Source organism: Amphibacillus marinus, assembly GCF_900110345.1.
GTDB lineage: Bacteria > Bacillota > Bacilli > Bacillales > Amphibacillaceae > Amphibacillus_D > Amphibacillus_D marinus.
Map to the genome: position 1 here is coordinate 100,794 of NZ_FODJ01000008.1, position 26,539 is coordinate 127,332.

The window sequence follows — 26,539 nt, forward strand, 5'->3', positions numbered from 1 at the left end:
ATAAACGTGGAATCATAAATAGCCAAAAACCGAGCCAGTCACATTGACATGTCTCGGTTTTTGGTTCCTTTACACACTATTTGGATGAATCCCTTAAATTAAGTGAGGTCTCGATATAAACCTTCTTAGCGACTTTCCTTTCCGTAGTAAGGCGCTCAATCACCAAATCTATTGCCGTCTCGCCCATAAGTTCCGTTTCAATACGGACAGTGCTAAGAGCAGGATAAACATATTTTGAAATACTAATGTCATCAATGCTAATGATACTTACTTGATTTGGCACATTAATATTCGCCTCGTGTAGAGCGCGGAGGACACCAATCGCAACGGGATCACTACCAACATAAAATGCTGTTGGCAGCTTGTCTTTCAATGTGGCAATCGCTTTTTTCATTTGTTGATAGCCACTCTCAGGTGTAAAATCGTCAACAAAAATATATTTTTCAGTTAATAAGTGATGTTCATTCATGTACGCTCTAAAGTACTTTTCGCGTTTGTCTTGAATCGGTTTTGCTAGACCATGGAATGTCTCATAACCACCAATAAAGCCAATTTCTTGATGACCATTCTTGATGAAATGGTCTAAAATACGCTCGGTTACTTTTTTAAAGTTAACTTGAACGGCATCAACACCTTCAATATCAAAGAATGAATCAATAACAACAATATTATTAGTTAGTTGCTTAAGTTTCTCAATTTGCTCATTCAGCATGGTCCCAACAATAATAATTCCATTAATATCTTTCGGTAAATCTAAGTAATCTTCTTTTAAACATTTAATTAATTGAACCTTGTGATAGTCAGCACGTTCCTCAATGCCTACCCGAATTGCCATGTAGTAAACATCATTTAATTCTTCGTTTTCTGTTCCCCAATGGAGCAGAGCTACTCGATGGGAAGCATGTACTTTTGGCTTGCGTTTTTTATAATCAAGCTCTTCAGCTATCTTAAAAATACGTTTCTTCGTGTCGTCTCCAACAGAAAGGGTCGAATCATAGTTAAGAACGCGTGAAACGGTCGCAATTGATACACCAGCCTTTTCTGCAATATCCTTAATGGTTGTAGCCAAGTCTTTCACCCCTTATTTTCGTCAAATAAATCTATCTGAGTCATTAATCTAGCAGTTAAACAAAGTCTATTTTTAGATTAGCCTAAATAAAAGGGTACGTCAATGTTTTTAGTAAAATTTTATTTCATCGGATGCTTTTTTTACCTAAGCTATAAAAAAACTAATTATGACTAAAAGGCTGCCTTTAGTCAATACTTCTTCTTCCGCTCACATTAATTAGGATCCCAACTGATAGAAGCGTAAAGACAAGTGATGTCCCACCGTAGCTAATAAACGGGAGAGGGATACCTGTGATCGGTAGCATACCACTAATGGCACCAAGATTAATAACTGCTTGAATAATAATTTGCACGGTCACCCCAAGAGCTAATAGTTTTAGGTAAACAGCATCAACTTGCTTCGATATTTGCACACCTCGATACAGAATAAATAAATAGCCTCCGATAATAAACAGCACCCCGAAAATGCCAAGTTCTTCAACAACAACTGCCATGATAAAATCTGTTTGTGCTTCAGGTAAGTAACCTAGCTTTTGGACACTGTTACCGAGGCCATTTCCAAACAAACCACTAGTAGCAATTGAGACGTAGGAATTTACAAGCTGATAACTTTCACTAGGATCGAAGTCCATAAATGAAGTTAACCGTTGTAATCGATAAGGCTGAGAAATGGCAAAGAAACCAATTCCGGAAACCGCAATTAAGCCTAGCATAAAAATATGAACAAACCTAACGCCACTAAATACGACAATAAAGCCACAGATAATTAAAATATGTACTGCTGTCCCTAAATCAGGTTGACCAAGAATCATAATGAAAATAATGCCCAGAATAAAGAGTGGTGGAAGCACCCCTTTAGCAAAATGATCAAGGTAAGCTTGCTTTTTTGCGTATATATGAGCAAAATAAATAATCATAAATGTTTTAACAATTTCTGAAGGTTGAAAAGCAATGGGCCCGATTTCTATCCATCGTCGAGCACTATTCCGGACAATACCTATTTGTGGTACAAGGACAAGTCCGAGTAATATGATGGAAAGTAAAACTAAAAAAGGGCTGAGCTTTCCTAAGCTTTTTAATGAAAAGAACGCCATTACGGTACATAGGACTAAGCCCATAATGAAAAAAATCAATTGTCTATTGAAATAATAACTGCCATTCTCATGTAATAAAGTACCTCTCGTGTAGCTGGTGCTGTAGACCATCACGAGCCCAAAGATACACATAGCCAAAACAGTTATAATTAGACTATAATCAAAACGTTTTAAACGGTCTTTCATACCAACGTCTCCCTACTCTATTGTTTCTTCTTCGCCAAACATATACGACTTTGTCCGTAAATGGACACTGGTAACAAGGCCAAGTGCTAGCATATTTGTTAATAAGGCGCTCCCCCCATAACTGATAAAAGGAAGTGCTAAGCCAGTAATCGGCATTAAGCCAATTGTCATTCCGATATTTTGAAAAACCTGAAAAGTAAACAAACCAATTACACCAATACAAATATAAACACCAAACAGAGAATTGGCATGAAAAGCGATCGTTATAATACGGTAAATGAGCAGGAAGAATAAAATTACTAAAATGCTAGTTCCAATAAAGCCGAATTCTTCCCCGATAGCAGCAAAGATAAAATCAGTATGTGCTTCAGGTACTCGCCCCGATTGCACCTGATAACCATTTCTAAAGCCTGCTCCAGTGAGCTGGCCAGAGCCAATACCTAATAAGGATTGCTGAAGCTGATAACCAATCCCTTGTGAGTATTCAGCAGGATTAAGCCAGCCCAGAATTCTTGGTACTTGGTGACTTGGTAAAATACTCTTTAAAAAATCAAGCTGATAAACATAAAGGTAAGCAAATGCTCCAATACCGGCAAGGCCAATTGAGGTTAAAATTGAAATAACCTTCAACGATATACTCGAAGCAAACATCATCACGAATAGTGTAAACACAATCATTAATGTCGTCCCTAAGTCAGGTTGAGCAAAAATAAGATAAAGTGGCACTACTGAGTACAGTAAAATTTTAGAGGTTACAATCACGCTTTCTTTAAAGCTGAGTCGATATTTTCCTGCCCTTGCCAGCAGCATCGCTATATGAATAACTAGAAAGATTTTCATTATTTCAGAAGGCTGGATTTCCATACCTAAATTTAACCAGCGTTGCGCACCATTTTTTTCAACACCTACTAGAGGAACCGCCAAAAGGAGTACCATGCCAACTCCGTAAAAAAACCAGGTCCATTTTTCAATCACTTCAAAGTCAAAGTAGGCAACAGCCATCATCAGAATAAAACCAATAACATAAAATACCAGTTGTCTTCTGACAAATAACATTGGGTTCGAGCTTGCATATTGACCTGAGCCACTATAGATTCCCACTAAGCTAAAAATGGAAAAGCAAACAACTAAAAAAGCTAAAGTATAATCTATTGGTAATTTCCTTGGTTGCATAATTAAATCCTCATCTTCTTTTTAAAAGTTTCTAACATTTTATTTATTCTGTTCTATCATATCAAAAAATCAATCAAAATTGTTGTAGGAAAAAATAAATCGTTAAATTTCTTACATGCTAATTTAACAACGGATTGAGAGACAGGGTTATATTTTGTGTGTTTGTTTGAATAATAAAATGACTTGACGAATGACAGTCTTTCGATTATAGTAAAAACACTGATTGAAAGATTACATACTTGACTTCGTAGCTCAGCGGGAGAGCACTTGCTTGACAGGCAAGGGGTCGGTGGTTCGATCCCACTCGGAGTCACTCTATCAAACGCTTGTCCTATTAGGGATGAGCGTTTTTGCTACCCATAAAAAAGTCAGAACACTTTTATTATCAAGATTCTGACGAGTTGGATGCTAGATTCCGATGCCTAGCTTTTTATTGATCAAGAGTAAATAATCTTCTGACTTCATTTAATCCATCGATAATTTCTGCTCTAGGGAAATGACATTGCGCTAAATATTCATCGTCATATTTATCTAATTGGGCATAGAAGTCTAAGGCAATCTGAAAATATCTACTATCATAGCTGCTAATCGCTTCAAAAAGCAGATTCTCAGCTTCGTTAATTTTTCCTTTGTCTAGCAACGCCGTAAGCTGCTCATGGAGCAGTTGGCACTCTATCTCTTCGGATGCAAATAGAACCTCATTATTGGGCTTATCTTTATTTAGAATGAATTTGGCGAGAGAGAATGACATGCCTTCTACTTGGTGCATGATCCAATCCTTTTTCTCCATAATTTCCTCCTTAAAACACGCTAATCGCTTTGGTACACAATATAATCAAATTGATTCCTTATACTGGATAATGATATATAAAATAGATTGTTTAATCAAGAGCTTTACTAGTAATTACAAAAAATTAGCCAATTATTTAGCTTTAGTACAAATAAACTTCCTCGTCTCATGACTTTGCCTGTTACTTTATCACATTGATTGACTTTATTTACAGCGTAAGGTAGTCTCTAATGAGTTGGTAACGTAACAGTAACGTTACATAAGGAGGGTAACAAGATGGTAGCGTGGTGGAAAGAAACGGTTTTTTATGAAATTTATATTCCTAGCTTTTATGACGCCAATAATGATGGGATTGGTGATTTGCAAGGAGTTATTCAAAAATTAACTTATCTAAAGGCGTTAGGGGTGAATGGTATCTGGTTAACGCCCTTTTATGAATCACCTAAGGTTGATAACGGTTATGATATCAGTGATTACTATCAGGTTGATGCCATCTATGGAAATAATGAAGATCTTGACTTATTAATAAAAAAAGCACATGCCTTAGGTATGAAAATAATTATTGATATGGTTTTAAATCACACTTCGGATCAACATGAATGGTTTAAAGCATCGAAGTTATCAAAAGATAATCCTCAACGAGACTGGTATCTTTGGCGTCCACCTAATGAGGATGGTGGACCACCGAACAATTGGGAATCCTTTTTTGGTGGATCAGCTTGGACCTTTGATGAAGGAACGGGTGAATATTATTATCATGCTTTCGCGAAAGAACAAGTTGATTTAAATTGGGCAAATTCCGCGGTTAAGGATGTCATTTATGATATGTTGCGTTTTTGGTTAAATAAGGGGATTGATGGGTTTAGGTTAGATGTTATTAATTTCTTAACAGTAAATCATGATTTTAAAGATAATCCAATCAACAAAGATGAACAAGAGCATTTATATGATAAGGATCAACCAGGCGTCTTTGCAGTGATCGAGGAGATCGTTAACTTAACAAAAGGTTATGGCGATAAATTTCTATTAGGTGAGGTTGGCTCGGAGAAGTTTGAGGTATTAATTGATTATGTGCAAAAAGCTGGATTAGATGCTGTCTTTAATTTTAATTTAGGAAGTATTCATACACTAAAAGCAGAGAAGCTATATGAAGAGCTGTTGAAAATGGATAGTAACTACGCTCCACAAGAGTGGCCAACGCTATTTTTTGGTAGTCATGATATGGCACGGCATTATTCGAGATTTGGTCAAGAAGGCTATCATGAAGCAATTGCTAGATTGATGGCTACGTTTATGTTAACTGCGAAAGGTATCCCATTCTTGTACTTTGGTGAAGAAATTGGGATGGAGGATTATCTTGCTCAAACGCAGGGAGAGATTCGTGATATTCAAGCATTAACCGCTTATGAACTTGCTAAGAAGAAAGGTGCAACAGATGCTCAAGCACTTGTCAGCGCTAATGAAAAGAGTCGAGATAAGTCTCGGTCAACGATGGATTGGGCGAACGAAAAAAATGGTGGATTTACCGCAAGTTCTCCTTGGATAGGAGCTAATGCACATAGAACAAATCACCCAGCATCAGTGCAGATGAGCGATGCTAAATCTTTATGGTCCTACTATCAAAAACTAATTAAGCTCAGGATAAATGAGCCAATTCTTGTTGCGGGAAATTATGATCAGATTAAGCTTGATGACGGTGTGATAAGCTATAGCCGATCATTAGAAAATCGATCGTTAACCGTTATGCTTAATGTGACAGATCAATTAATTACTGCCAGCACAATAAGCAGGGCGGCTAAAAGAGTAAATCAACGATGTTTGCTATCTAGTTTACGGCCAGTAGAAGAAGTGGATGATCGACTTTTGCCCTATGAAGCATGTATATATATAAGTGAACAGTGAATAATAACCAATGAGAATCGGATGATCAATGAGGGGCCATGACGAGGCCTCTTTTTTGTGGTATGACTAATTAATTAGTATGAAGGGTTCGAGCTATTGAAGAAATCGTTAATATGAAGGGAGGTGGGGAGAAACTGATAGGCATCCCCACCTAATGCTCAAGATAAGCTAAATTGACTTAACAGATTCACGTTCAATTAAGTCAGCATCAATGATTAGTTTGTCAATCGTTGTCTTTCGATTATTGATATACTTATGCATTTTGCTTAATGCGAAGCGGGCCATTTCATCCTTTCTAACACGCATCGTGGTAATTTTCGGCTGGGAAAAGATGCTGTGATTATTATCATCAAAGCCAATCACTGAACAATCATCTGGAATACGTAATCCCATGTCCTGTAAAGAACGGATCAGATAAAAAGCGGCTTTATCATTGTTGCAAATAAATGCTGTTGGTAATCCGCTCTCGATTTGATAGTCCACTTCATGATTATCATCATCTCGCTCTTTTAAGATGTGTTCCTCTTTGACAGGATAATCGTGCTCCATCATTGCTTTACAATAGCCGAGATAACGATCCATGATACTTTGTGTTGTTTTAATGTTTCCGACAAACCCGATTTCTTTATGTCCTTTTGAGATCAAATAATTTGTTGCCTGATAACTTGCTTCAAAATTATTAGTAGTAATGCTGTCTAGATCAGCATCTCTTAATGCGAAATCAACCAGAACAATTGGGATATCATAGGGCATAAGACTTTCTTTAATGTAATGCTCAGGTAATTCACCTAAGATTATCAGCCCGTCTACTTTGTGCTCACTACAAATATTAGGGATATCGTTATGGTTAAGTTGATCCTTGTTGATCACTGACAAGATGGTGCTGTAGCCCAATTTCTCTGCTTCTTTATAGATGTGTTTATAAATATGAACATAGAAATTCTCATCAGGCTCCAAAAAGACCTCTGGAACTACGATCCCAACATTACCTAGACGACTGGTTTTACTCGTTTTAACACCAGCATGATAACGATACCCTAATTCTTTGGCTACCTTAAGCACACGTTGTTTTACTTCATCAGATACATCTGTACGATTGTTGAAAACTTTAGAAACGGTGACTTTACTAACACCAACAATATCAGATATTTCCTGCATCGTAACTTTTCTTTTCATGGTAGCCTCCTTTCTAGAAGTAATGGGTATTTTATTGGAAAATAGATAATTAATTATCTTTATTAAATCATGTTACGTAACTTTTGTACAGTGAAAACCAGTAAAATTATTCAAAAAGAATAGTTATTGACACGATAGATTCAATTATGTTAAGTTAATTATAACGAATAGTTACGTTAAAAGTTGCGTAACATAAAGGAGGAAACGTTTATGAAATTAAAGGGTTTAGCTTTATGCCTTTTGACACTCATGGTCATAACAGCTTGTGGAACTACGAATAGTGGAAATAATGAAAACGAATTCATTTTTGCGACATGGGCTGCCGGGGAAGAATTACAGGAGTTTGAGGAAATTATTAATCAAGTAAATGAAAATGCGGATGGAGAATATACCGTAAAAGCATTAAGTATTCCATCAGATTACTATATAAAACTTGCAACACAGATTTCTTCTAATAATGCTCCTGATTTCTTTTGGATGACACAAGAGTTAATCTCACGCTATGCAAATCTAGGTGCCATTACCGATTTAACTGAGAAGCTAGAACAAAGTGAACAGTTAACACCAGATTTATTTTATGATGGTGTGCTCGCATCAGCCACTTATGAAGATCGTTACTATGGTGTACCGTGGATTGCAAATCCACTAATGATTTATTACAACAAAGATTTATTTGATCAAGAAGGAATTGACCATCCATCTCCTACCGATCCATGGACGTGGGATGAGTTTATCGAGGTTGCCAAGGAACTAACTGTGATCAAACAAGATGGTAATGGGAATGATTATCAACAATTTGGGACAGTCGTTGACGGTTGGCCGAATATTGAAACGTTTATGTGGGCAGGTGGCGGAGATATTATTGCAGAAGATGGGGAAGATATTTTAATTGATTCTGCAGAATCGCTTGAAGGCTTATCAATCTTAAATGAAATTTTAACATCAGGAATTACCCCAAGCTATGCCCAGGTATCTAGTCTAGGATCTAATAACGTTTGGTTCGAAAAACAACGTGCCGCTATGTTTATGGGCGGTATTCAAGATAACTTCGAAGAAAAGATGACGAGATGGGAAGAGGAAGAGCAATTTGAAATTGGCTATACACCAATGCCAGTTGGGCAAGATGGTGAAGCATATGCCTTTAACTGGACCGCTTCAACCGTTATGAGTATTGATCAGGCGGAGAATCCATTAGCATATCAAGCTCTCGAAGACATTACTTTAGAGTTTTTTAAATGGAAAGTTGCTTCGCCACTAGAAGGACAAGTTGAACGTGTGGTAGAAATAGATCCCCATAAAGAAGAAGCTCTTGAAACGATTGAACAATCATTGCTAATTGCGCGTTCAGCTAATTATATACCAGAATGGGATGTTATTAATAATCGTCTCTGGGTTGACTTATATACAGGCATGCTTAATGCTCCTGAAAGCTTCGACTATGAAGCTATGGCAAAGGAGATCGCCGACTTTGCTAGAAATGAAATAAATAAGCGTTAATAGGAGGGTCTTTATGCCGAAACAGAAGGTAGGTTTTTACTTTATACTGCCGTGGTTAGTCGGATTAATTGCTTTTACCATTGTACCAATGCTAATAGCACTCTATATCTCGATGACCAATTGGTCGATAATCGGGTCGGCAGAATTTGTCGGATTAGCTAATTTTAAGCGAATCTTTGAAGAAGGCATGTTTTATGAAACATTGTGGATCACTGTTAGATATGCATTGCTAGCCGTTCCAATGACAATAGCAACCGCCTTTATTGTCGCCATTTTCTTGAATAACAATTTAAGATTTATTGGCATTTATCGAACGATCTTTTATATGCCTGCAATTGTATCAGGCGTAGCTGTTGCCATTGTCTTTAAGTGGGTGCTAGATCCAAACTATGGTGTAATTAATTCATTGTTAGCTAATTTCGGGATTGATGGACCAAACTGGTTATATGACCCGAATTGGGTGTTGCCATCATACTTAATTATGGCTGTCTGGGGAGCAAGTGGGGGCTTATTAACGTATCTGGTCGGCTTAAAGGATATACCGAGGTCACTCTATGAATCGGCCGATTTGGATGGCGCCAACTTCTTACAGAAAGTGCGACACGTCACGATGCCGATGATGACACCAATCATTTTTTACAACATGATTATGGGGATCATTGGTGCATTTAGAAAGTTTACCGATGCATACGTGTTAGGAGGAGCCGGTAATCAAGGTAAATTCTATATGGTTTACCTATATGAAGAAGCATTTGCCTTTTACAACATGGGCTATGCGACTGCGTTAGCATGGGTGCTATTTGTTATTATTCTTACATTAACGATTATTATCAATATTAGTAAAAAATACTGGGTGCATACTTAAAGAGAGGAGTGTAGCTACTGTGAATTCAAATAGTCGAAAAGTGCGGATTAATAAGGCGATTTTATATCTTGTGTTATCGTTAGGGTCTGTCTTGATGTTGTTACCTTTTTTCTGGATGATTAGTACGGCACTAAAGCCTGATAATGCTATTTTTACCGTGCCGATTCAATGGTTTCCGCAAACATTATACTTGAATAACTTTATCAGGGCGATGGAAGTTGTTCCGATTATGCGTTATATGTTCAATACCTTCTTAATTGCTGCACTTAAAATATTCGGGGAAGTATTTGTATCAGCGCTTGTTGCCTATGGTTTTGCGCGATTCAATTTTAAATATAAAAATATCCTGTTTATGGTTTTATTAGCAACTATGATGCTGCCATATGAAGTAACAATGATCCCGACCTTTATCATTTGGTCAAGATTAGGTTTTGCTGATAGCTATGTCCCATTAATTTTACCGGCATACTTTGGCTCGGCATCGTTTATCTTCTTTTTAAGAATGTACTTTCAAACATATCCAAAAGAGCTAGAGGAGTCCGCATTAATTGATGGTGCGAGTTATTTGCAAATTTTCATCCGAATCTTCGTTCCGCTGTCAAAGGCTGCGCTCATGACGATCGGGATGTGGTCATTTATGGGTACATGGAATGATTTATTAGGTCAATTAATTTATATTAATTCACCTGAGAAGTATACGATTCAATTAGGTCTTGCTTCATTTAGTAATATGACAGGCGAGACACTCTGGGGGCCGCTGATGGCCGCCTCATTCATTGCCTTAATACCCGTCATTTTAATCCTTCTATTTGCACAACGCTACTTTACAGAAGGGGTTAAGATGTCAGGGATTAAAGGATAAATTATTAACCTTAGGGGAGGAAGTAACATGTTTAAAAAGGTATTATTAACAATTGGTTTAATTGCATCAGTAATCGTTTTTATAGGATGCCAGCAAGCAGCTGAAGGTGGCGATTTATTCTTCTACACGCAAACAGCAGATGAAATCGCAAACTGGACATCAATGGTAACACCAGGTGGTGGAGAAGGCTCAGTTGAGCTTGGTGATGATGTTGCCATCATTAAAGCTGCAGAAGATGGTTGGGGTGGTGTTCAATCGGAGGAAGTATCGATTGACCTAACAAAAGATCCGATGTTCTTTGTACGTGTTAAAGAGGCAAATGATGGTTTTATGTGGGGAGCAAAATTCGTACCAAATTCACCAGCTATTGATGAGCATGCATGGGGTGTTTATTTAATTGAAGATAATGATTTTAAGTGGAACAACTATGCTGCTGTAGAGTTAAAGGATAAGCTGGGCGAAGACTTTATTAGCTTATATGGTGAAGAGATTGAAGGTGTGTTATGGATTTATGCAACAGGTGGTCCAGAAGCTGAAGTTGAAATTTCAGAAGTGAAAATGTTAAACCAAGAGTAAGTAATGATGTGCCAATAGTTTGAAAATCAGAATGAAGCAGGCATTTTTCAATCAAAGTCAGGATTAAGAGCCAGGATCAAAGCTGATTGACTAAACCATTGGCATATTTTATTTTAAACATACTTATCCCAAAAACAGCTAGAGCAGTTAAGTTAGGAGATCCAATCTATGTATGCATATAACAAACTGAAGATACGATTAGGACTAATCATATTTACATGCTTTTTAGCGGGGTGTGATCAGGATATGAAAACGAGTAAAGATCTAAACCTCGATAAAGAAGTATTAAGGGTGTCATTGTATAACGAAGCAAGTCCAACTGATTATCAACTTATTGACTGGCAAGATCGCGCATTGGCCTTTGATCGTTTGATTTTTGACCAAGAAGCTGAAGGTAATTATCTCCCGCTTATTTGGGACGACAGGCAGTATAATTCCTTTGGTCTGCCAGCATATGTTGGCGATGGCCGTTTGCATAATGATGGTGCACAAGAGGCTGTGACCAATATAGCAGCAATTGTAAGCGCTAGTTTATTGGGGGAAGATAAAAGTGAAGGTGAGGATTACGTCTCCCAGCTAAGTGCGTTTTTTAGCGAAGAAGAAGGTATTATCTTAAATAACCCCGCAGGCAGTAGTGAAACAACCTCAATGTGGTATTTACTGTATCCGACAATCTTGTTTGCTCATGCGTCAGACTTATATGAGTCAAATGATCTGTTAAGAGAGCAATTATTAACAGCAATTGAGAGCTGGTATCAAGCTTATCTTGTTATGTACGACAATGGCAATCCAGATTTTGATTACACCGGATTTAATTTTAATACGAATGAACCATATCGCAACGATGTTTGGACAGAGCCGGATAGCGCAGTAGGAATTGGATTGTTAATGTATTATGGCTATGAAATGACTGAAGAAACTAAGTATTTAGATGCAGCCATCAATACGATGGATTACATGGAGAATTATTTTGGTAGCCCACTTTATGAAGCACTAATGTACTTTGGGCCATATCTAGCAGCTAAACTAAATGCCTATCATGGTACCACATATGACATAGCCGGTTTTATGGATGACAATTTTAATGCATCTTCTATTCCGCGTGGAGGTTGGGGCTCAATTATTGGTCAGTGGGGTAATTACGAAATGAATGGGTTATTTGGCAGTGCGACAGATGGAGGCGGTTTTGCCTTTTCTATGAATACGTTTGCCGGGGCCGGTGCAATTGTGCCGGTGGCCGCATATGATGCGCGCTTTGCTAGGAGTATCGGGCAGTGGATGCTTCACCTCGCCAGTAATTCAAGGTATTATTTTGCAACTGAAACAAATGATGAAAACCAATCATGCACCTACTTTAATAATGATTGTGCTGATATTGAAGATAGCATTAAATACGCCATTCCTTATGAAGGAATAAGAAAAGATAGTAATGGGAGAACGCCTTGGTTTGGTGGTGATCCAACTGTGTACGGCTGGGCTGAAACAGATTTCTCACTATATAGCGGTGCCCACACTGGGATACTAGCCTCTTTAATTACCGCTACCAATATTGAGCAAATTCTTCGTCTTGATTTAAATGCGACAAGGTTTTTTGAAGACGAGAACTACCCAACGTCACTATTCTATAACCCTTATCAAGAAGAAAAAGAGCTTATATACGAAGTGACGTCAGCTGGTGAAGTCAATCTATTTAATACGTTAACGAATGAAGTTATTGTGTCCAATGTTAATGACAGTGTTGCAGTCGAGATCGAAGCTGATCGTGCCTTGGTCATTGTCGAACTTCCGAGTGATGCTGAAGTAATCAAAGAAGACGGAGGGTATTATGTCAGTAATCAATTAATATCCACGGAGCTAATTGCTGTTGCGGTAAGTGGAATTGAAGAAAATGAAAGTGTTTCTGGCAAGATAACATTGGATGTTGAAGTTGTTGCTAATTATGAAACGGAAATAGCTGAAATCACTTTAGAGTTAGATGAGCACACACTTATTTTTAATGAAAATGAAGCGGTCACTTTTACTACGAAGGATTACCGTTCAGGACCAAAAAGAATGCGTGTTGGCATAGAAACGACTGATGGTAAAACGGACCACACATATTTAAGGATGCAGTTTAAATAGAAAGCAGGTAATTAGATGAACATAGATAGACATGACAACAACCCCATTATCACAACAAGTGATATTGAGCCTTCTCGTTCAGATTTTAAAGTGGATGGGGTATTTAATGCGGCTGCAACAAAGTATGGTGATGAAATCATATTGTTACTCCGAGTAGCCGAGAGCTTAAAAGAAACATTAGCAGATGAAGTGACCTATCCTGTTCTTGAGCAAGATGAAGATGGCAATGATACACTCGTTATCAAGACAATTAATAAAGTGCGTGAACGTGAACATTATGACTTTTCTGATGCACGAGTCATTTATGATCGCTCTAAAAAGCGCAAAACAGTTGCGCTTACTTCAATATCTCATCTTCGTTTGGCCAGAAGTAAAGATGGAGTACACTTCGAGATTGATCAAAAGCCCACTATTTTCCCACAAGGAAAGTATGAAACGTGGGGGATAGAAGACCCTCGGATCACTCAAATTGAGGGGGTTTACTATATCAATTATACAGCAGTATCACCACTTGGTGCAGGGACGGCTTTAATTAAAACGACCGACTTCATCACCTTTGAACGGGTCGGTTTAATTTTCCCACCCGAAAATAAAGATGTCTCGTTATTCCCTGAAAAAATTAACGGTAAATATGTTGCTTACCACCGCCCTGTTCCTAATGCTTTTGGCAATCCGGATATCTGGCTAGCAACCTCTCCTGATCTGATCAGCTGGGGAGAGCATAAACATCTGTTATCTGTCCAAGAAGAAGGCTGGGAGAATGGTAGGATTGGTGGTGGGGCACCGTCATTTAAAAATGATAAGGGTTGGATTCATATTTATCATGCAGCTGACCACAATAACCGCTATTGCTTAGGGGCATTTATAACTGATATTAATGATCCAAGTAAGATTATTGCCAAAACAAATAAACCAATTTTAGAGCCAGAAGCACTTTATGAGGTCGAAGGGTTTTTCGGCAATGTTGTCTTTACGTGTGGCGTTATTAATGAGCATGATAAGGTGAAAATATACTATGGTGCATCTGATGAAGTGATGGCTCTTGCAGAGATCGGAATTGAAGAAATCTATGATGCTTTAGGTATTAATTAGGAGGAAATTATGAACCAAACTCAACAAACGGTAGATAAATTATTAGTAGCATTTAGAGAAGAAGCGAAAACAAGTACCCCTAAGAAGATTATCTTCCATGGTGTGGAGGGGTATGATGTATATAATCCGACCGCCCCCTTTCAATGGAACGACCAAACATTAATGATTGGTCGGGTAGAGAAAAGAGATAGTGAGCACTCAAAAGCAATTTTCTTTCAAGAAAAAGCAGGAGAATTTTATCGTTTAGAAGGCATGCCAGAATATCAATTACAAGATCCCTACGTCTCATTTATAGGTGGAAAAATTGTTTTTGGTGGAACAGAAATATATCCACACCCAGATGATGCAACTAAACTTGCATGGCGAGCAAAGTTCTATTATGGTGAGGATTTACTGGCTATGGAAGAGCTCGTTACAGGCCCACGAGGCATGAAGGATATTCGTTTGATTGAGCTAGCAAATGGCACGGTAGGTGTATTTTCACGACCACAAGGAGAACGAGGAGGACGTGGTAAGATTGGTTTTACTGTTATTAATAAGCTAACAGATTTAACCGCAGAAATTATTGACCAAGCACCGTTACTTGATCAATTTATTGATGAAGAATGGGGTGGCTGTAATGAAGCGACGCTGTTGTCTAATGGGAAAATTGGTGTGCTTGGGCATATTGCAAAGTTTAGCGAAGGTGATGTAAGACACTACTATCCGATGACGTTCTGTTTAGATGCTGAAACGGGTGAATACTCTGAAATGAAGATTATTGCTGAACGGTGTAATATGCTACCTGGACCTAGTAAGCGCCCTGATTTAGAGGATGTCCTCTTTAGTGCAGGGTTAGTTCGAGTGGAAAATGGAAAGGCTATTCTCTACACTGGTGTGAGTGATGCGGAGACACAGTCGATTGAGATACCTGACCCATTTAGCGAATATGAGATTTATTTTTAACAGCAATTGTAATTACTGGTGTAGTTTTAATTAATAAAAAGCAGGATAGCAAATCGCTGTCCTGCTTTTCTCTACGTTAAATTAGTTTCCTATATAAGAAAGCAAAGAGTAGAAAGAGAAAGACGCTTATAAATGCGATAATTAAGCCGTACAAGGCAGCAGTAATAATTCCTAAAACTAAACTGTTGTCTGCCCCAATGCTAAATAAGAACTGCATGAATGACAGAACAAATACAATAGTAACAGTAATTTTCATTTTAGCTATTTGAGACTTTTTGTGCAATATCTTGTTACTCATTCTCAGTTCTCCTTGATTTTCAAGTATTAATTAGCGGTGTTTATCGTCATTATAAATGCAAATTAACTTTCGCACAATAAAAATAGTCATTAAGCCTTTAGCGTATTGGGAAGGAGAGATACTCAATACCCATGTTAACTTTCTTTTCAAGTTGGCAAGCTATGCTGTTTGATAAGAAATGGATTCGCTACGGGTTAATACCTAGACTAAATCTTTGGTCAACCCTCAAGCCAGCTTAGTTGAACCTTACTATCTTGATGTAAAAGTTGAGAATGTAATGATAAGATAACGTCTGTATGTTTCGCCATTTCATTAAAGTGTATTACTGTAACAATTTGAACTGGCACGCTTTCGCTTTGAAATGACGGTCCTATTTATTATAATGAATTTATTAATGTTTTAAGTTTTTATTTAAAAAAAGGTGTGAGTAGAATAGCAACAATATTAGTAGTAGATGATGATTCGCATATTAGAAGGCTAATGACCTTATACTTAACTAAGAGTCATTTTGATGTAATTGAGGCAGGGGATGGCGAGGTAGCATTAAGTATTTTAGCCAAGCAAGCTGTTGATCTTGCGATTGTTGATATCATGATGCCTAACTTGAATGGAATTGAGCTTACTAAAGAGCTTAAATCCTTTTATGAACTGCCTGTTTTAATGGTGACTGCTAAGCATGAGTCACATGATAAAGTAAAGGGATTTGAAGCAGGTACAGATGATTATTTAGTTAAACCGTTCGATCCGATTGAACTCGTTCTTCGTGTGAAAGCATTGCTGAAGCGGTACAATTTGCAAGCTGACAAACGGAATAAAATTGGTGAGCTTGAGATTGACCTTGATCGTTTAACGGTTTCCAATCAAGAGCAGATTGTTGAACTAAAGCGCAAGGAATGTGAGTTGCTCTTTGAGCTATCCCATGAACAAGGACGAATCTTTACAAGAACGCAACTCGTCGAGAAAATCTGGGGGTTTGATTATGAGGGTGATGACCGAACTGTTGACGTTCATATTAAACGTTTGCGCGAAAAGCTAGCTGTTTTTCCGAGTTTAAAAATAAGCACGGTTAGAGGATTGGGGTATCGGTTAGAGGACGTGAAGCCATGATTCGAAGTCTATATTGGAAATTTGTTGTTACCTTTATTACGGGTGTAGTTGGAAGTCTTCTTGCTACCTATTTTATAATATCTGTTTTTTTTCAAGATGAATGGTTCTTTCGTTCAGAATTAGAACGATCGACTGATCATGTAGTTGAGTTGTTAGAATTAGTTGACACAGAAGACCGATCTCGGTTGCTAGCTTTACTCAACAATATTGGGACCAGCCCTGTTGTTCTAGATCAGGTAGGGGAGCATGTTGATGGGAATCGTGAGGCTACTTTTTTTAACGAGGACATGATCGTGCGTATGAATCAACTTCCGCAGTCAGAGATCATGCTTTTCGTACCGCAAGAGCAGAGCTTAGTCAGGGTGGTCGGCATTAATTTGGATAATGAGTTAATACTGTTTGTTAAAATTGATTTTAATAATGAATTTACCAGTTCCAGACGGTTAACGCTAAATGCGCTATTTCTCGTTTTATTAATTGGTAGTACATTTATCATTCTTGTCTCAAAGTATTTTGTTTCAAGTATCCGCAAAGTAACCAATGCCGCTGAGCAACTTGCTACTGGTGATTTTTCAGTTAGATTAACAACTGAAAGACAAGACGAAGTTGGTCGGTTAATGCACAGTTTTAATAAATTGGCCAAAGCTTTGGCCAATATGGATGAAGTACGGGAAACGTTTGTGAGTAATGTTTCTCATGAAATGCAGTCTCCACTGACTTCTATTAAGGGATACGCACGAGCGATCCAAGATGGCATGATTAACTATGACGATCAAACCGAATACTTAGCAATTATTTATCAAGAAGCAGATCGATTATCACGGTTATCCGATAACTTGTTGAGAATGGCATCGCTAGACTCAGAAAAGCACCCATATCGTCCAGAATGGTATCGGTTAGATGAACAGATTAGACGCGTTGTTTTATCAACTGAGCCATTATGGAAGGAAAAGGACATTACCATTGAATTAGATTTAAATTTAGAAAAAATTATGGCCGATCAGGACTTAATGGAACAGGTTTGGTTAAACCTATTAGTAAATGCTGTTAAGTACAATCGTGAGCAAGGGAGTGTCCATATATCAACTTATATGGAAGGTGATCATCACGTTGTTAGAGTCAATGATACAGGTATTGGAATACCAGAGCCAGCCATTCCTTATTTATTTGATCGTTTCTATAAGGTTGACCAGGCCAGATCAGCAACGAATTCTGGAAGTGGGCTAGGGCTTTCCATTGTCAAAAAAATCATCTTGCTCCATCGAGGTTCCATTGATGTTGTTAGTAAGCTGGATGTAGGTACAACTTTCTTCATTCGTATTCCAATTAATCAAAAAAAGTCAAACTAGTTCATACTCAGTTCATATTCATCATTTATACTATAGACAAATGAATGAATAGAGGTGACTGATTTGGCTAATTATGACTTGAATTTAAGTCTAGAGCGAGAAGGTACAGGTTACTTAATTAAAACAGGCATGAAATCGTTAATGGAACGAATTGCAGCATCGTTAAGAGAAGAAGGGATAGATGCTGAGGTTTGTAAAAAAATAGATAAAGGTAGTGGTGCATAATGTTTTATTCATATGGATTTTACCCTGGAATGGATATTTTAATTTTAGTTGCCTTTTTAGTTGCAATGTGGGCGCAATCAAAGGTAAGGAATAATTTTTATAAATATTCCCGCGTCCAAGCAAGTGCCCAAGTTACTGGCTTGCAGGTAGCTCGTCGTATTTTAGATCAGCATGGCCTATATGATGTCGCAATTGAACGCTCAGGTCGTGGTGATTTATCCGATCATTATGATCCACGTAGTAAAACAGTTCGACTATCAGGACCGGTTTACAGTGGTTCATCGGTTTCTTCACTGGCGATTGCTGCACACGAAGTTGGACACGCTATTCAGCACGCCAATGGTTATGCTATGTTAAAATTCCGTACTGCGCTATTCCCTGCGGCTAATATTGGCTCTCGGATGGGACCATGGCTACTGCTGTTAGGCTTTATTATGGCATATCCGCCGCTAGTAGGCGTTGGGGTTGGTTTGTTTGCTGCAGCTGTTCTTTTTCAGCTTGTTACTTTACCAGTGGAGTACGATGCAAGCCGCCGCGCTAAACACGATCTCCTGAGCTTAGGTCTTGTAACCGGACAAGAGCAACGAGGCGTCGCTAACGTGTTGAATGCTGCTGCTCTAACTTACGTAGCAAGTACGCTAATTGCTGTTCTGCAATTATTAAAATTTGTAATGATTTTTGCAGGCCGCCGTCGTTAATAAGGAAAATATTTCAATAAAAAGCATCTGACAAAATCGTAATTAAGGTTACGACATGTTCAGGTGTTTTTTTCTTAAAGATTAATTTAATGTGACAATTGGTTAGCTTAGTCGGTTCTCAATTGAATTTAACATACTTAAAGGTTAGAATTATTTACAAAGAGGAGGGGACGTATTTTGTTTGCATTAGCAATAAAAGAAATTCGTTTTTTTAAGTTAAAGTATAGCTTGATCGGTTTTATTCTTTTTCTACTTGCTTCTCTCGTTTTTATCGTCAGCGGCTTAGCTGGAGGTCTATCATTAAACAATGTTGCGATGCTAGAAAATAGCCATGCAAATCATTTCTTTCTTTCTGAGGATGCGGAAAATCGATTAGATCAATCTGGTTACATCGTTGATGATCTACTTGAGGCATTGCCTCGTGAAGGTGGGTGGGAGCCGTTCTTAATTCAGAATTATCGGTTGGACGCTGATTCAAGTGAGACAAAGCTTGCTGTTACCATGATGCCAGTTGATCCGAATAGCTTTCTTTATCCTGGTGTAATTGAAGGTACTGACTTATCGGATAGTGAAGCTATTGAAATTGTAGTTGATCAATCAATGAAAGTGGATGGTGTTACCATTGGTGACACTTTATATGAGGAAGACAATGATCTTTCCTTTGAAGTAATTGGTTTTACTGAAGGCCAGACTTATCGACATGCGCCAGTAGCTTATTTAGCTGAGACAGCATTTTATAGTTTAGAGTTAACACCCCATACCGTAGCAAATGCAATTGTGATTGAAACTGAAGAGACTGTATTACAAGCTGCAATTACCGGGGCTTTTGATGAAGGCGTTTGGGTAGGGAAAGCGGATGTTATAGATGGTGTTCCAGGACACTCGTCAGAGCAAATGTCATTAAATATGATGATTTTCTTTCTTATTGTCATTGCGGTTTTTGTTTTGGCAGCTTTCTTCTACATTCTAACCATTCAAAAGCTTAATCAATTCGGGGTGCTAAAGGCATTGGGAGCAAGCAATCAATTCCTAATTGGCGCAACACTTCTTCAGGTACTAACCTTGACAACTGTTAGCCTAATCCTTGCAATTGGGTTTACTTACTTCATTACCACCATCTTACCAGAGGGGATGCCCTTTGACTTTAATAGCGGCTTACTTGTGCAATATTCAGTCACGATGCTTGCTGTCTCGTTAATAGGAGCTTTGTTATCAGCGATAAAGATTGTAAAGATTGATCCACAGCAAGCGATTGGGAGGGTTGAATAATGACAGCACCATTAATTCTAGACAAGATTGTTAAAGGCTACCAAGACGGTAAAGAATATCAAGAAATATTGTCAAAAGTCTCATTATCAGTTGAAAAGGGTCAAACAACAGCTGTCATTGGGCCATCGGGTTCTGGGAAGAGTACGTTTTTATCTGTGGCTGGCGCCCTCCTCTCTCCAGATAGCGGAGCAGTTATCATTAATGGACAGTCAATTGCTGGATTTTCGGCTAAACAATTGGCTAATATTCGCTTAAATCAAATTGGCTATATTTTTCAAGCGGCGAACTTAGTTCCTTATCTAACGGTAAAGGAGCAATTAAAACTAGTTATTGAAATGAATCGTAATTGGTCAAAGGATGCTCAATTGCGCGTAAAGGAAGCGCTCGGTGATGTTGGACTTGGAGAGCGACTCAATGCATATCCACATCAATTATCCGGTGGCGAAAAACAACGTGTTGCCATCGCGAGAGCTTTTATGAATGACCCTGATATTATTTTAGCAGATGAACCAACTGCAAACCTAGATCAAGCTAGAAGTCATGAAATTGTCAGACTTATTGCTAAAGAAGCCAAGGAGAAGAATAAGGCGGCAATATTAGTCACTCATGATGAGAAGCTATTAGAATATTGCTCAGTTGTATATACAATTGAAGCAGGTGAGTTAGTGAAAAGAACGTAGAGGGATTCCCCCCTCTACGTTTTTGCATTTAAATTAATGTTAATAAGCCGTTAAACTGCTTGTTATCGAGTGATTAATTAAAAAGTTTGGTGAAAACGTTCAATTATTTTAAATGCTGCCGATATAAGCTTTAAGGATAAAATGCAGAGGAGTTGGCATGACATGGATGTCAGTAGATTGTTTTCTGGAACGACTTTCACACCACAGGCTAGTGGAGATTATGTATCAGATGTCAGAGCTAAGATTCAACAATCAGGAACGAACATGGATCAGGCCCAGGTTGACCGTGTTCAAGTGGAGAGTATGGTAGAAGGCTTAAATGATTTCTTACAGCCAATAAATAGAACGATTCGGTTTGAATTGCATGATAAATTAGATCGCTATTATGTTAAAGTTGTCGATAGATTCACAGATGAAGTGATTCGCGAAGTCCCACCAGAGCAAATGCTGGATATTTATGCGGCAATGGCTGAGTTTATGGGCTTGATCGTTGATGAGAGAATATAGGGAGGGCATAAATAATGGGTATGAGAATTAGTGGATTTGCATCAGGAATGGATATTGAGGCAATGGTTCGCGATTTAATGACGGCAGAACGGATGCCATTAAATCGTATTCAACAAAATAAGACTAAAATTGAATGGCAACGTGATGCTTATCGCGAGTTAAATGTTAAACTTGCTGAGCTTGATAATTTAATGTTAGATATGCGTTTACAAAGCACATATATGGCAAAAAAAACGACATCTTCCAATAACGCAGTCACTGCGACGGCCAGTGCAAATGCATCAAATGGGAGTTATCGGATTTCAGTGGAGCAATTAGCGACAAATGCGATTAACGCCTCTAATGGTGGTATTTCCGCTGAAGGTCAAAAAATTGACCCACGCGCAAAACTATTTGATCAAATAGAGGAAGGTAAAATTAAAGGGTTCTTAAATAATGGTGAAGTAGAGTTTGATCGTACTCAACCGCAATTTTTAAAGTTTGAAACTTATGTTGAGGGAGAGATGCGAGAAGTTGAGATAGAAGTTACAGAGCAGGACACCTTAAGCTCAGTGTTGAATAAAATTACTAATAAAGGCGTCGGTGTACGTGCTTTCTATGATGTTGAACAAGATCGTGTTATCATGGAACGTACCACTACTGGTCAGTTTAATCAAGTAGAAGGCGGTAAGGAGATAGAATTCGCAGATAACGGGTTTTTAGCGAATTTATTCTCTATGCAGTCAAGCAATGAGACTGGAGGAACCAATGCTCGCTTTACTTATAACGGAGTTGAATTAACCTCTAAAACAAATACAACCACCTTAAATGGAATCACCTTTACTTTTAATGATGAAACGTCAAGCACAAATGTTAGTGTAGTATCTGATACTGATCAAGTTTTAGCGAAAATCACTGAATTTGTTGATAAATACAATGAGCTCGTGGAAACCATTACAGGCAAGCTTAATGAACCAGCATATCGCAGTTTTCATCCGCTTTCAGAAGAAGAAATGCGAGATATGTCAGAACGAGAAATAGAAATGTGGGATGAGAAGGCAAGAAGTGGTTTGCTACGCCGAGATCCCGTCCTTAGCAATGCCTTAACCGAAATGCGAATGGCTTGGACCGGTATGGTGAAAAATGATAGCCAATATAATCACTTTTCACAAATAGGAATAAATACGACAGCTAATTATCTAGATGGCGGTAAGCTAGCTATTGATGAAGGTAAGCTTCGAGAAGCTTTAGAAAATAATGTGGAGGATGTTTTCCGCATGTTTTCTAATAATGTCGATGGTGAGGGCAAGGGGATTTTTCACCGTTTAAATGATGCAGTTGATAAAACAACAAAACAAATTACCGATCGTGCAGGCGGATCTAATAGTCAGCTTCACCAATACGCACTTGGCCGACAAATTAGAGGAATGGACTCAAGGATAGCTAACTTTGAACGGCGCTTAGAGATGACCGAGAATCGTTATTGGCGTCAATTCACTGCGATGGAAAAAGCAATTCAGCAGTTCAATGACCAGTCTAATATGCTATACTCTTATTTCAACCAAGGTATGTAGCAGGAGTTTATAGAAAGGATGACATTAAATCATGAGTCAGCAGCACTACCAACAAGCATACAAGTCTAACTCAGTTAATACTGCATCTCCCGGTGAGTTAACGCTAATGCTCTATAATGGTTGTTTGAAATTTATCAAATATGCTAAAAAGGGAATTGAGGACGGTAATTTTCAAATGAAAAATACCAATATACAGAAAGCACAGAGTATCATTAATGAGCTAATTGTCACATTGGATCAAGGTGCCCCAATCGCAAAAGAAATGATGCCGTTGTATGATTATATTAATCGGCTTTTAATTAACGGTAATGTTAAGAACGATCTTGAAGCGTTAACAGAGGCATCTAATCTAGTGGCCGACTTCCGGGATACATGGAAAGAAGTCGTCAAACAGACGCGCACCATGCAGTACTCTCAAGGAGTACAAGCATAATGTCTGTGCTCGTGAAGTTGACCAATGTCACCGACCAACTGACGCAATTACTTAATCAAATGGTAACAAGTCAAAATCGTGATGAGGTCATGGAATCTGTTCAAGCATTAATCGAGCAACGAGAATTACTGTTTAGAGAGTTAGTACCACCGTTTTCTGCTGAAGATATGGAGCTAGGTGAGCAACTGTTCCAAAAGGATCAAGCAATTCAACTGCGACTTAGTCATCTTTTCTTAGAGTTGAAAAATGAAATGAAAAGTACCCAAAAACAAAAATCCTCAAATAAACAATATTTAGATCCTTACCGTCAACTGTCAACAAATTATGGTTCGTATTGGGATAAGAAAAATTAATTAAGCTGCATTCCGACTTGTATGTCGCAATGCAGCTCTTTTTTTAGCTTATAATAGTTACTGTTCATCATCAAGTAATTGTAGAAACGTTTTTGTTTGCTTGTGGCTAGGGTTATCAAGTACTTGTTCTGGTGGGCCTTCCTCGACAATAAAGCCACCATCAATAAATAGCACCTTGTCGGCAACACGACGGGCGAAGTTCATTTCATGGGTCACAATGACCATTGTCTGACCTTCCTTAGCTAAGCCCTCAATGACTTTTAGCACTTCGCGGACTAATTGTGGATCTAAAGCTGATGTCGGCTCATCAAATAGCATAATTGCTGGCTCCATCATTAGGGCACGCGCAATTGCAGCTCGCTGTTGTTGGCCGCCAGATAAGGAGTCCGGGTATTTATCTTTATGATCAATCATCCCGACTTTTTCTAGTAGCTGCTCACCTTGCTTAATTAATTTTGCTTTTGACTGCTTTTTAACAATTAAAGGTGCCTCAATAATATTCTCCATCACCGTTTTATGAGGAAAAAGGTGAAAGCCTTGAAAGACCATCCCAGAATACTTTCGTAAAGTAAGTAACTTATTCTTCTTAAATTTCCTTTCTGAAAAGGTTAGCTGATCATCACCCATCTTAATGGCCCCTGAATTCGGTATCTCCAATAGGTTTAGACACCTGAGTAAAGTCGTTTTACCCGAACCTGATGGACCAATTAAGCATACAACCTCTCCTTTTTTTACAGAAAAATTAATAGATTCTAGAACGGTTGTATTATCAAAGGATTTTTTTAAGTTAATCACATCAATCATGATATCTCCCCTTTTACCGTTGGTTTAAGTAGCGATTATAGCGCTTCTCAAGTCTTTGCTGGAAATAACCAATTATGATACAGACAACCCAATAAATTAAGGCAGCTGCAATATACATGGTCATGCTTTCATAGGTCCGACCAGCGACAATTCTTGCCGAGTATAGAAGTTCATTGACCGTTATGATTGAGGTCAACGATGTTCCTTTTACAATATCCATAAAAATACTAAACGTTGGCGGTAAGGCAATTCGTGTTGCTTGTGGGATAATAATTCGCCACATGGTTTCTGGAAACCCCATTTGCAAGGATTCAGCTGCTTCCCACTGACCTCGTGGAACGGAAAGAATGGCTGAGCGAATGACTTCTGCATTATAGGCTGCAAAATTTAAGCTTACCCCAACAATTCCAGCTACAATTGGATTATTAAATTGTACCCCAATTACCGGAAGTCCATAATAAAGAATGAAAATAAAGACAAGCAATGGTGTACCGCGCATGAATGAGATAAACACTCTTGCAGGAAGGTGAAATATCCAATGTTTGGACATTCTCATAATGGCAATAACAAGACCAAGCAAAAGGGCAAAAATCATACTAAATAATGCAATCACCATGGAAATTCTTAACCCTTGCAAAAGAAGTGGTAATGAATCTCGGACAAGTTCAAAATTAAACAAATACTCCCACTGAATTTGATTAAACGAATTAAACATAAAATACGACCTCCCTTGCTCGCTATTTTTTTGTAAAGTAAGGGCTAATTAGCAGTTTTATCATACCTGTTTTTTAATCATAGTCAAGTAAAAGGGTGAAGTCCCGATGCTATGATCAGAACATCACCCTAGTGACGCGTTATTAAAAATCAAATTCGTAAACTTCAGAGCCGTCAACTGGATCAGACGCATCTTCACCTAGAAATTCTTCAGAAAGCTCAGCAATTGTTCCATCTTGTCTTAGTGCATCTATTGCTTCATTCAGTTTATCAATTAAAGCTAAATTTCCTTTGAGGACTGGAATTGCACTTTCTGTGGCATGGTATTTAATGTTTTCAGCGACAGCCAAGCCATCATTATTAAATTCCTCAAGCGTTCTTGCTAAGACTAGCCGATCATTTAAATAAGCATCGCGATTCCCGTTTAATATATCCCGCAGTATCGCCTCTACACCGCCATCATAAGCAACTCCATCTGCCTCAATATGCTCAGCGAATCGAGCATAGTTGCTTGTTAACGATCCGAGCGCAACTGGTATACCAGTTAAATCGTCCACAGATTGAAATTGATCAAGATCTTCTGTTCTAACAATAATTGAACCGTAAGAATACTTGTAAGCTTCTGTAAAATCAAATGTTTCAAGTCGCTCTTCTGTAACTGCAAAGTCGTTTAAGGCAAAGTTAATTTGGCCATTTCTTAATGCTGGCAAGATACCATCAAAGTCCATTGTTGAAAATTCAATATCAACCTCTAAATATTCTGCAATAGCTCTCGCTAATTCTACATCAAACCCTGTTAGTTCATTATCTTCATTAAAAAAAGTTACTGGAGCATAGGTACCTGATGTTCCAACGACAAGCGTACCAGCCTCTTCAACATCTAACCATGATCGATCCGAAGTTTCTTCGCCATTCTCATCATTTTCATTACTGGCATTATTGTCATCATTGCTTGCTGAATTGTTATCATCAATCGTACAAGCTACAGTAACAACAGTAAACACGGCTAATAATAGAAATAACCATACATTTCTTTTCATCTCTTTATTCCCCCAATTCTTAATTCTGAGTTAGTTAATCAGAATAGTGTGTTATAATATACCATAATTAGTAGCAAAAATCAATTAAAGAATTATTAATATTTTGCAGGTTTTAGCAGGATATTATACGGGTAAAATAGAATTATAGATATAGAAAGGAGG

At 38.1% G+C, this 26,539-nt stretch carries 27 protein-coding genes and 1 tRNA gene; 19 read left to right on the forward strand and 9 right to left on the reverse strand.

All coding sequences use genetic code 11. The annotated features are described in order from the left end of the window. Positions 1–76: 76 nt before the first annotated feature. The 3 genes from BM000_RS11490 to rodA all read right to left on the reverse strand — a co-directional run bounded on the left by BM000_RS11490 (position 77) and on the right by rodA (position 3,521). Positions 77–1,069, reverse strand: a complete 993-nt coding sequence (locus tag BM000_RS11490; RefSeq protein ID WP_091498440.1) for a LacI family DNA-binding transcriptional regulator — start codon at positions 1,067–1,069, stop codon at positions 77–79. A 184-nt stretch (positions 1,070–1,253) separates the two neighbouring features. Then, the gene (gene ftsW, locus BM000_RS11495; protein WP_091498443.1) at positions 1,254–2,348 is read right to left on the reverse strand and encodes a putative lipid II flippase FtsW; all 1,095 of its coding nucleotides are present in this window, start codon (positions 2,346–2,348) and stop codon (positions 1,254–1,256) included. Positions 2,349–2,360: 12 nt separating this feature from the next. Next, on the reverse strand, positions 2,361–3,521 hold the full coding sequence (gene rodA / locus BM000_RS11500) for a rod shape-determining protein RodA (protein WP_091498446.1): 1,161 nt from the start codon (positions 3,519–3,521) through the stop codon (positions 2,361–2,363). Between the two features lie 241 nt (positions 3,522–3,762). Between rodA and BM000_RS11505 the strand changes: the two genes are divergently transcribed. Then, positions 3,763–3,834: transfer RNA gene (locus BM000_RS11505), tRNA-Val, on the forward strand. Between the two features lie 117 nt (positions 3,835–3,951). Here the strand turns inward: BM000_RS11505 and BM000_RS11510 are convergent. After that, entirely contained in the window at positions 3,952–4,311 is a 360-nt protein-coding gene (locus BM000_RS11510) for a DUF6483 family protein (RefSeq protein ID WP_091498449.1), read from the reverse strand. Positions 4,312–4,587: 276 nt separating this feature from the next. Here BM000_RS11510 and BM000_RS11515 point away from each other — a divergent pair, with 276 nt between their 5' ends. Beyond that, positions 4,588–6,213 carry an alpha-glucosidase gene (locus BM000_RS11515; RefSeq protein WP_091498452.1) on the forward strand — a complete coding sequence of 542 codons (1,626 nt, stop codon included), beginning with the start codon at positions 4,588–4,590 and terminating at the stop codon, positions 6,211–6,213. 168 nt (positions 6,214–6,381) lie between these two features. Here BM000_RS11515 and BM000_RS11520 read toward each other — a convergent pair whose 3' ends face one another. After that, the gene (locus BM000_RS11520) at positions 6,382–7,389 is read right to left on the reverse strand and encodes a LacI family DNA-binding transcriptional regulator (protein WP_091498454.1); all 1,008 of its coding nucleotides are present in this window, start codon (positions 7,387–7,389) and stop codon (positions 6,382–6,384) included. A 210-nt stretch (positions 7,390–7,599) separates the two neighbouring features. Here BM000_RS11520 and BM000_RS11525 point away from each other — a divergent pair, with 210 nt between their 5' ends. The 7 genes from BM000_RS11525 (at position 7,600) to BM000_RS11555 (ending at position 15,347) form a co-directional block, all read left to right on the forward strand. Beyond that, positions 7,600–8,886: an ABC transporter substrate-binding protein gene (locus BM000_RS11525; RefSeq protein WP_091498457.1), complete on the forward strand. Its 1,287-nt coding sequence runs from the start codon at positions 7,600–7,602 to the stop codon at positions 8,884–8,886. Between the two features lie 13 nt (positions 8,887–8,899). After that, positions 8,900–9,751, forward strand: a complete 852-nt coding sequence (locus tag BM000_RS11530) for a carbohydrate ABC transporter permease (RefSeq protein ID WP_091498459.1) — start codon at positions 8,900–8,902, stop codon at positions 9,749–9,751. A 19-nt stretch (positions 9,752–9,770) separates the two neighbouring features. Continuing rightward, entirely contained in the window at positions 9,771–10,613 is an 843-nt protein-coding gene (locus tag BM000_RS11535) for a carbohydrate ABC transporter permease (RefSeq protein ID WP_245751647.1), read from the forward strand. Between the two features lie 27 nt (positions 10,614–10,640). Further along, positions 10,641–11,189, forward strand: a complete 549-nt coding sequence (locus BM000_RS11540) for a hypothetical protein (protein ID WP_091498462.1) — start codon at positions 10,641–10,643, stop codon at positions 11,187–11,189. 246 nt (positions 11,190–11,435) lie between these two features. Then, entirely contained in the window at positions 11,436–13,310 is a 1,875-nt protein-coding gene (locus BM000_RS11545) for a hypothetical protein (protein WP_143063933.1), read from the forward strand. Positions 13,311–13,325: 15 nt separating this feature from the next. Beyond that, a complete protein-coding gene (locus BM000_RS11550) occupies positions 13,326–14,402 on the forward strand; it encodes a glycoside hydrolase family 130 protein (protein ID WP_091498466.1) in 1,077 nt (358 codons plus the stop codon). 9 nt (positions 14,403–14,411) lie between these two features. Then, on the forward strand, positions 14,412–15,347 hold the full coding sequence (locus tag BM000_RS11555; protein WP_091498468.1) for a DUF1861 family protein: 936 nt from the start codon (positions 14,412–14,414) through the stop codon (positions 15,345–15,347). 76 nt (positions 15,348–15,423) lie between these two features. Here BM000_RS11555 and BM000_RS11560 read toward each other — a convergent pair whose 3' ends face one another. Continuing rightward, positions 15,424–15,645 carry a hypothetical protein gene (locus tag BM000_RS11560; protein WP_091498470.1) on the reverse strand — a complete coding sequence of 74 codons (222 nt, stop codon included), beginning with the start codon at positions 15,643–15,645 and terminating at the stop codon, positions 15,424–15,426. Positions 15,646–16,077: 432 nt separating this feature from the next. Here BM000_RS11560 and BM000_RS11565 point away from each other — a divergent pair, with 432 nt between their 5' ends. The 10 genes from BM000_RS11565 (at position 16,078) to fliT (ending at position 23,819) form a co-directional block, all read left to right on the forward strand. Continuing rightward, positions 16,078–16,752 carry a response regulator transcription factor gene (locus BM000_RS11565; protein ID WP_091498605.1) on the forward strand — a complete coding sequence of 225 codons (675 nt, stop codon included), beginning with the start codon at positions 16,078–16,080 and terminating at the stop codon, positions 16,750–16,752. Further along, positions 16,749–18,101 carry a sensor histidine kinase gene (locus BM000_RS11570; RefSeq protein WP_091498473.1) on the forward strand — a complete coding sequence of 451 codons (1,353 nt, stop codon included), beginning with the start codon at positions 16,749–16,751 and terminating at the stop codon, positions 18,099–18,101. Before BM000_RS11565 ends, BM000_RS11570 begins: the two co-directional genes overlap by 4 nt. Before the next feature lie 63 nt (positions 18,102–18,164). Further along, positions 18,165–18,326, forward strand: coding sequence for a hypothetical protein (locus BM000_RS16810; RefSeq protein ID WP_177178288.1), 162 nt, complete (start codon positions 18,165–18,167; stop codon positions 18,324–18,326). Next, a complete protein-coding gene (locus tag BM000_RS11575; RefSeq protein WP_091498476.1) occupies positions 18,326–19,024 on the forward strand; it encodes a zinc metallopeptidase in 699 nt (232 codons plus the stop codon). The genes BM000_RS16810 and BM000_RS11575 overlap by 1 nt, the downstream gene beginning before the upstream one ends. A 177-nt stretch (positions 19,025–19,201) precedes the next feature. Next, on the forward strand, positions 19,202–20,293 hold the full coding sequence (locus tag BM000_RS11580; RefSeq protein WP_091498479.1) for an ABC transporter permease: 1,092 nt from the start codon (positions 19,202–19,204) through the stop codon (positions 20,291–20,293). Continuing rightward, positions 20,293–20,973, forward strand: a complete 681-nt coding sequence (locus tag BM000_RS11585) for an ABC transporter ATP-binding protein (RefSeq protein ID WP_091498482.1) — start codon at positions 20,293–20,295, stop codon at positions 20,971–20,973. Before BM000_RS11580 ends, BM000_RS11585 begins: the two co-directional genes overlap by 1 nt. Before the next feature lie 162 nt (positions 20,974–21,135). Next, entirely contained in the window at positions 21,136–21,480 is a 345-nt protein-coding gene (gene flaG / locus BM000_RS11590; protein ID WP_091498485.1) for a flagellar protein FlaG, read from the forward strand. A gap of 14 nt (positions 21,481–21,494) precedes the next feature. Continuing rightward, complete coding sequence (locus BM000_RS11595; RefSeq protein ID WP_091498491.1) at positions 21,495–23,033, forward strand: flagellar hook-associated protein 2; 1,539 nt, start codon at positions 21,495–21,497, stop codon at positions 23,031–23,033. 31 nt (positions 23,034–23,064) lie between these two features. Next, on the forward strand, positions 23,065–23,466 hold the full coding sequence (gene fliS / locus BM000_RS11600) for a flagellar export chaperone FliS (protein WP_091498493.1): 402 nt from the start codon (positions 23,065–23,067) through the stop codon (positions 23,464–23,466). Continuing rightward, the gene (gene fliT, locus BM000_RS11605) at positions 23,466–23,819 is read left to right on the forward strand and encodes a flagellar protein FliT (RefSeq protein WP_091498496.1); all 354 of its coding nucleotides are present in this window, start codon (positions 23,466–23,468) and stop codon (positions 23,817–23,819) included. Before fliS ends, fliT begins: the two co-directional genes overlap by 1 nt. Before the next feature lie 57 nt (positions 23,820–23,876). Here the strand turns inward: fliT and BM000_RS11610 are convergent, their stop codons facing one another. The 3 genes from BM000_RS11610 to BM000_RS11620 all read right to left on the reverse strand — a co-directional run bounded on the left by BM000_RS11610 (position 23,877) and on the right by BM000_RS11620 (position 26,377). Next, positions 23,877–24,623 (reverse strand): amino acid ABC transporter ATP-binding protein, encoded by a 747-nt coding sequence (locus BM000_RS11610; RefSeq protein ID WP_091498498.1) that lies wholly within the window; start codon positions 24,621–24,623, stop codon positions 23,877–23,879. Between the two features lie 13 nt (positions 24,624–24,636). Then, the gene (locus BM000_RS11615; RefSeq protein ID WP_091498501.1) at positions 24,637–25,338 is read right to left on the reverse strand and encodes an amino acid ABC transporter permease; all 702 of its coding nucleotides are present in this window, start codon (positions 25,336–25,338) and stop codon (positions 24,637–24,639) included. A 142-nt stretch (positions 25,339–25,480) separates the two neighbouring features. Next, entirely contained in the window at positions 25,481–26,377 is an 897-nt protein-coding gene (locus tag BM000_RS11620) for a transporter substrate-binding domain-containing protein (RefSeq protein ID WP_091498504.1), read from the reverse strand. Positions 26,378–26,539: the final 162 nt, after the last annotated feature.

Bases quoted from the DNA above. Each gene is read 5' to 3' on its own strand.
- BM000_RS11530 (WP_091498459.1), top strand. From the start codon at position 8,900: ATGCCGAAACAGAAGGTAGGTTTTTACTTTATACTGCCGTGGTTAGTC.
- BM000_RS11515 (WP_091498452.1), top strand. From the start codon at position 4,588: ATGGTAGCGTGGTGGAAAGAAACGGTTTTTTATGAAATTTATATTCCT.
- BM000_RS11610 (WP_091498498.1), bottom strand. From the start codon at position 24,623: ATGATTGATGTGATTAACTTAAAAAAATCCTTTGATAATACAACCGTT.
- BM000_RS11510 (WP_091498449.1), bottom strand. From the start codon at position 4,311: ATGGAGAAAAAGGATTGGATCATGCACCAAGTAGAAGGCATGTCATTC.
- BM000_RS11525 (WP_091498457.1), top strand. From the start codon at position 7,600: ATGAAATTAAAGGGTTTAGCTTTATGCCTTTTGACACTCATGGTCATA.
- BM000_RS11545 (WP_143063933.1), top strand. From the start codon at position 11,436: ATGAAAACGAGTAAAGATCTAAACCTCGATAAAGAAGTATTAAGGGTG.
- BM000_RS11570 (WP_091498473.1), top strand. From the start codon at position 16,749: ATGATTCGAAGTCTATATTGGAAATTTGTTGTTACCTTTATTACGGGT.
- BM000_RS11540 (WP_091498462.1), top strand. From the start codon at position 10,641: ATGTTTAAAAAGGTATTATTAACAATTGGTTTAATTGCATCAGTAATC.
- rodA (WP_091498446.1), bottom strand. From the start codon at position 3,521: ATGCAACCAAGGAAATTACCAATAGATTATACTTTAGCTTTTTTAGTT.
- BM000_RS11555 (WP_091498468.1), top strand. From the start codon at position 14,412: ATGAACCAAACTCAACAAACGGTAGATAAATTATTAGTAGCATTTAGA.
- BM000_RS11595 (WP_091498491.1), top strand. From the start codon at position 21,495: ATGGGTATGAGAATTAGTGGATTTGCATCAGGAATGGATATTGAGGCA.
- BM000_RS11615 (WP_091498501.1), bottom strand. From the start codon at position 25,338: ATGTTTAATTCGTTTAATCAAATTCAGTGGGAGTATTTGTTTAATTTT.
- flaG (WP_091498485.1), top strand. From the start codon at position 21,136: ATGGATGTCAGTAGATTGTTTTCTGGAACGACTTTCACACCACAGGCT.
- BM000_RS11585 (WP_091498482.1), top strand. From the start codon at position 20,293: ATGACAGCACCATTAATTCTAGACAAGATTGTTAAAGGCTACCAAGAC.
- BM000_RS11560 (WP_091498470.1), bottom strand. From the start codon at position 15,645: ATGAGTAACAAGATATTGCACAAAAAGTCTCAAATAGCTAAAATGAAA.
- BM000_RS11575 (WP_091498476.1), top strand. From the start codon at position 18,326: ATGTTTTATTCATATGGATTTTACCCTGGAATGGATATTTTAATTTTA.
- BM000_RS11520 (WP_091498454.1), bottom strand. From the start codon at position 7,389: ATGAAAAGAAAAGTTACGATGCAGGAAATATCTGATATTGTTGGTGTT.
- ftsW (WP_091498443.1), bottom strand. From the start codon at position 2,348: ATGAAAGACCGTTTAAAACGTTTTGATTATAGTCTAATTATAACTGTT.
- fliT (WP_091498496.1), top strand. From the start codon at position 23,466: ATGTCTGTGCTCGTGAAGTTGACCAATGTCACCGACCAACTGACGCAA.
- BM000_RS11550 (WP_091498466.1), top strand. From the start codon at position 13,326: ATGAACATAGATAGACATGACAACAACCCCATTATCACAACAAGTGAT.
- fliS (WP_091498493.1), top strand. From the start codon at position 23,065: ATGAGTCAGCAGCACTACCAACAAGCATACAAGTCTAACTCAGTTAAT.
- BM000_RS11620 (WP_091498504.1), bottom strand. From the start codon at position 26,377: ATGAAAAGAAATGTATGGTTATTTCTATTATTAGCCGTGTTTACTGTT.